Annotated in this window: 5 protein-coding genes; 1 reads left to right on the top strand and 4 read right to left on the bottom strand. The window is 34.3% G+C overall.

Translation table 11 applies throughout. The features are described 5' to 3' along the window. Positions 1-228: 228 nt before the first annotated feature. Positions 229-807: a hypothetical protein gene (locus ACKTSW_RS09570; protein ID WP_408025042.1), complete on the bottom strand. Its 579-nt coding sequence runs from the start codon at positions 805-807 to the stop codon at positions 229-231. Between the two features lie 70 nt (positions 808-877). Beyond that, on the bottom strand, positions 878-2,404 hold the full coding sequence (locus ACKTSW_RS09565; protein ID WP_408025041.1) for a hypothetical protein: 1,527 nt from the start codon (positions 2,402-2,404) through the stop codon (positions 878-880). A gap of 167 nt (positions 2,405-2,571) precedes the next feature. Between ACKTSW_RS09565 and ACKTSW_RS09560 the strand changes: the two genes are divergently transcribed. Beyond that, entirely contained in the window at positions 2,572-2,907 is a 336-nt protein-coding gene (locus ACKTSW_RS09560) for a helix-turn-helix domain-containing protein (protein WP_408025040.1), read from the top strand. 460 nt (positions 2,908-3,367) lie between these two features. Here the strand turns inward: ACKTSW_RS09560 and ACKTSW_RS09555 are convergent, their stop codons facing one another. Further along, positions 3,368-4,993, bottom strand: a complete 1,626-nt coding sequence (locus ACKTSW_RS09555; RefSeq protein ID WP_408025039.1) for an RHS repeat domain-containing protein — start codon at positions 4,991-4,993, stop codon at positions 3,368-3,370. A gap of 47 nt (positions 4,994-5,040) precedes the next feature. Continuing rightward, the coding region (locus tag ACKTSW_RS09550; protein WP_408025038.1) for a hypothetical protein at positions 5,041-5,223 on the bottom strand (183 nt) is incomplete at its 5' end.

Here is a 5,223-nt window from a genome sequence, read left to right as displayed (position 1 = left end):
TTTACGTGGATACATGGAGCGTACAAAAATACTGCTTGCAGATTTTTGTGTGTGGAATGAGCGATGGATGATGCAAAAAACAATATGCTGTACTAGCTTTGGAAGCCATAAAGTACAGGGGTGGTGGTAAGTGTGGGGTTATTTTCGGCGACGCTCAATAACCATATTCGTGCTGATTGGTTGTTTAGCGAGCGGAACGGAGTGGAGCGAAGCTTTTAAAAGTTCTTGTTAGGTTCGGTATTCTAAGTCGATAAATCCTTGGTTTTCTTCTTCGTAAATAGCTTGCTGATAGCCTAATAGTTTATAGGTGTGTTTACTACCGTGTTTGATATTGGTTTTTTCAATGAGTTGTAGGTGTGTCCAGAGTTGTAGGTATCTATCAATACTCCGTAGGGATTTTCTTAAGACTCTAGCGGCTTGTAATTTGGTAAAGGGATTGTCTCTAAAGACTTCTTTTAACTGTACGTAGCTGCTTAAAATAATATCGCTAATGGTGTGTTTACTTAATAGTTCAATCGTAGTCAATACATCGCCGTAACTGCTGATATACCGCTTGTGAGATTGTACTCGTTCTTTGTGATTGAGTACTGTAATGCTTTTTAATAGTCGTTTAAATAGTAGTACATCTTCAATATTGAGTTCGTTGTAATATACTTCTAAATAGGCTTCGTATGGATTGGTAGTTTTATGATTTGGGTAGAGGGTTTTGACAATACTTTCGAGTTGATAGAGTAGGTTTTTAGAGTAATTTGTCTGCGGTGACTCACCGCTTTTTTTTGGCTCGGTATGTCTTTTTTCTCCTTTCATGGTTAACTTTGGTTATTTTCCTGATTATCATATTTTTAACTTATTCATTTTACTGCTGGGTAAGTAGTGGCTAAGTGGGTAAGTTTATCTTTGATATACATTCTTGTAAAGCATTGTTAATTTGGTCTTTTAAAGCATTATATTCATTTAAGTCAATGATTTCATAATGATACATTTGTCCTTTATTTCCTTTGGTTTTCTTGATGTAGCCTTCTTCTAATAATTGTTTTTGATAACGTTGTAAAGTGCTTTGTTTTATTCTTAGGTTTCTTCTTATTTCTGCGTTAGTAAAGGTAGTTTGGTTGTTTTCTTGTAAATATTGTTTTAGTCTTTCTAGATAGTTTCTGCAAGCTCCTGTGATGGTATCTGATTTCCTTAGGAGTACTTCAGTAATCAATTCGTTGGCTTCTTGGATATCTTCAATGGTGGTTTCGATGTATTCCTCGCCCGTAGTTTTGTCATATTGTTTTTTACGTTGGTACTGCTTATAGAAAGTTATTGCATTGATAAATTGTAGATAGTGTGAGTTGGTTCTTCTTGGTTTAAATACTGCCGATGGCAGACATAAATACTCTGCATACGGATTGATTACTTTGATAGGCTTTAATACTCGTTGAATATTTTTTAGTAGTTCTCTTGCATCTATTTCTTCTTGCTCATTTAACTTGCCTGCGGAGGCTCTCCGCTGGTAGTGCATTATTCTATTGTCTTGCTCTTCGCTTTCATCTATATAGAGCAAAAAGCTACGGTTGCTATTATCTTCGTATATGCTTTCCTGAGTGGTACAACCTGCTACACTTACAGGACCTTCCACTGTAAGGTGTATTGTCTTCGTTGTTCCTTTGCTATCTTTATGTACTACCGTTTTGGTAATTCTCTTTTTAGACTGTAATTCTCTAAGAGGGTAGAGTACACTTTCTGCTCCGTCTAGATCCTCTATTAAAATAAGTTTGTGTTGTAATTCTGTTCTATTGAAGTAATAAAAGGCGTTTGCAGAGAGTACGGTAATTTCTACTTTGTCTTCTTCTGGTATGAGTTCTGCTACTTTTGATTGTAGGTGTGTTTTTCCTGCTCCTGAACTTCCTAAACTAATACAGTGTAATGGGTTGTTTGTTTTACGACTGGTAAAAATGAGATACATCAGCAGGCGGTTGGTTTCTTCTCCGATTACTCCGCTCTTGCCGATGTACTCATTGGTCAAGGTTAGCAATTTCCCCTTTTTTAAAAAGTCGATAGCTTCTTTTTCTTCACTGGCATTTAATTCTTTATAAAATGGTTTGTTTTCTTGCTCCTCCTTGCTAAGGAGTAAAAATCTGTAGTTCTCTAACTCGTGTGTTAATTCCTGTAAGGTTTTTCGTACCACACTCGTACCGATTTCTAAGCGTTCTGCCAATCTTCGTACAAACTTTTCGACTTGCGTATCGTTGTACAGGTCTATTGAGTGGCGTACAATATTGTTTGATTTAACCTTTTGAACCGACACCGTAACTCGTAAGCTTTCTAGTTTAGTAACCTTTAACCCTCCCAAAATGTGGATTGCCAAGTGTTTTGTGAGGTATTCGTAGTTGTTTGGGTTGGTGGTATCTAAATTGTTCATAAAAAATATTTTTACCTAAAATGACGATAATTCTATTATTTGTATTGTTTTATCTGCAATATTAGATATTACTATCGATAAAAACAAGATAATACTATTTTAATTTGACTATATTTGCCCAAAACGTATAGTTTTGTACGATTTATAGTGTATAAGTAGATTATTCTATGACTTTAGGACAAAAAATTACCAAGATTAGAAAAGAGAAAAAATTATCTCAAATTGATGTTGCCAACTTTGTCGGGGTATCTCGTGATGCCATTTCCAAGTACGAACGTGATGATATTGTGCCGTCCGTTGAAAATGCTAAAAAAATAGCAAAAGTGTTAAATGTCTCTTTAGATTATTTAGTATCAGAAGATGATACTTTAGAGGTAGTAGATATTACCATGATTAATCGTATGAAAGAAATACAGCGACTAAGCGACGATGATAAAAGTACCATAGTTAAAATTATTGATGCCTTTATTAGAGATACCAAAACTAAAAAAGCCTACTCTTAAAAACAACAAAACCACAACATCGCTGCTGTGGCTTTTATCTCTATTTTAAAAATTAAGTTCTAATTGATTACTCTTAACCGCCACTAGAAAGGATTCTAGCGGGAGCGGGGTATCGCGGCTAATCTGACCCATTGCCATCTAAATTTTCAACAAAAAATATTTTCAACACATAAAAAACAATAAATACAATAAATACAATAAGATATTTTCTAATTAACATATTAGGTAATGATAAAAAGAATATAATCAACATTACTGATTCAATAATTAATTCTGAAAAATTTGGCTTTCTATAAGTGAGCTTTCCTAAAATCATATCATACAAAACAACTAAAGAATAAGTAATCGACAATAATAAAAAAACATATTGAAACATCTCTTTTGTTACAAAAAAATAGGATATATACATTAGAATAAATAGTATGCTAAAATAAAAATATTTACTTTTTTTCATCTTGAATTATTTGTATTGAGTTCTTTTGGTAATTTTTTCAGGATCGGTAGGCTTCAGTAATTTAGGAACAGTCGCAATTGCTCCACCAGTACCAGTAATAATACCTCCTACAGTTTTTCCTGCTGGATGTGGTACATATTTTGCTACAGCCCTACCTAAAGTGCCTAATCCTCCCCCAATTGCAGAAGAAGTATTATTAAATTTTACATTATCTCTAGCCTCTTGTTGAATAGGACTTACACTGTTATTTTCTTTTTTATAATTTGAAACTTCAGTAGCTTTTTCTTGAAGAGCAACATCAGCTTTACTTATATCGCCTCCTGAAGAAGATTCTACTGTTTTACTGGGTTTAATTGTTGACCAACTACCATCGGATTCTTTTGTTTTTACTGTACTCCAACTATTTGTGTTTACCTCTCCGATATTACCATCTGCATCAACTTTTGTCGTAGACATTGTTGTTTTGTCTATGGTTTGAATTACATTACCATCTGTATCAGTAGTTGTAGTTATAGTGTTCTTAGTATGTACAATAATATCAGTACCTGTTGTTTTTCCTTCATCATCATATTTAAATCTATGCGTAATCTGGTTACTTACCGTTTCTTTTTTAGTACAATCCCCATTAGGGCAAGGCGCCATCCCATCCGGGTCAATAAAGAAGATAGGATTATTAAATGCATAATTATACGGTGAGAACCTACGCATTTGCTCTGCAAGTGGGTCAAGGTTCATCCATCTACCCAGAGCAGCATCATAATTTCTAGCACCAAAGTCATGCCATTCTAAGCGAACATTCGCTGAACCATAAACATCTAAAACATCATCGTATAACTCTTTTCCATTATATCCCCATTTTTGAGCTACCGAGTTTCCTATTGGATTATATGTACCATTATACCCTTTTTGTTTTAAGCCAAAAGGATAGTAATTACTTTCTTCTATAATCTCATTGGTATTTGGGTCAGAACTTGCTGTAATCACACCATCATTATTATTATCGGCGTACGTTAATCGTACACTTCCTAAATGATCTTTGTATTGATACACATACTTAAACCCTTTTGTTAAATCGTTAACATCTATTGGAGTTACATAGCCTTCTGGGTGGTTGATAAATTGCAGCTCTTCTTTTTTATAAATGTAATTCCCTGCATAATCTGTATCGCCTTCACTTCTTGTATTTGCCTTCCTCTTAAGCCTTACACCCGTAGCATCATAAACATACCTTATATATTCTGCACTAGTTTCACTAGTGGATATATCAATTAAGGTAGGTAAATTTAAGTAGTTATACTCAACTCTATTTATTTTTTTATTAGCATCTGTAAACAAATTACCATTCGCATCGTAAGTATATTCCGTAGTGATATTCGCACCGTCTTTAAAACCATAGGTTTTATTTCCTGTATCGGTAACTTTTAATAATTTATTTCCACCATCATACGTATACACTAAGTTATCCATATTCGCAAAAGATGTACCTCCTTGATATCCGTTTCTATTCAAACTTAGGATATTTCCATTTTTGTCATAGGTAATCCCTGAAAGATTATAATTTCCGCCTGCATCACTGGTGGCTGCTGTGATTCTGTTCAGCGCATCATATTGGTATCGATAATTAGTACTCACAGGATTCGACGTATTATTTACACTTAAGGTACTCCAAGAAGTCTCTGCTATATTCCCATTAAACAGGGGAGTAGCACCATTTTGAGGCTTGTTGTAGTTGATGCTAAAGTTAAATAAATCACTGCGTTTTTTTTCTCCGCATACCCTTTTTTACCGCATATATCTCCAGAAAATTTGTAAAAAGAACGTCCTGCCTGCATTACATCGTCTGGTAAATGTAAAAAAATTAG

This window comes from Tenacibaculum sediminilitoris (assembly GCF_964513795.1).
Lineage (GTDB): Bacteria > Bacteroidota > Bacteroidia > Flavobacteriales > Flavobacteriaceae > Polaribacter > Polaribacter sediminilitoris.
The sequence above is the reverse complement of the archived record's forward strand: the minus strand, read 5'-3'. Positions and strand labels throughout refer to the sequence as shown.

Excerpts from the sequence above, each read along its gene's own strand:
- ACKTSW_RS09570 (WP_408025042.1), bottom strand. The coding sequence starts at position 807 with ATGAAAGGAGAAAAAAGACATACCGAGCCAAAAAAAAGCGGTGAGTCA.
- ACKTSW_RS09565 (WP_408025041.1), bottom strand. The coding sequence starts at position 2,404 with ATGAACAATTTAGATACCACCAACCCAAACAACTACGAATACCTCACA.
- ACKTSW_RS09560 (WP_408025040.1), top strand. The coding sequence starts at position 2,572 with ATGACTTTAGGACAAAAAATTACCAAGATTAGAAAAGAGAAAAAATTA.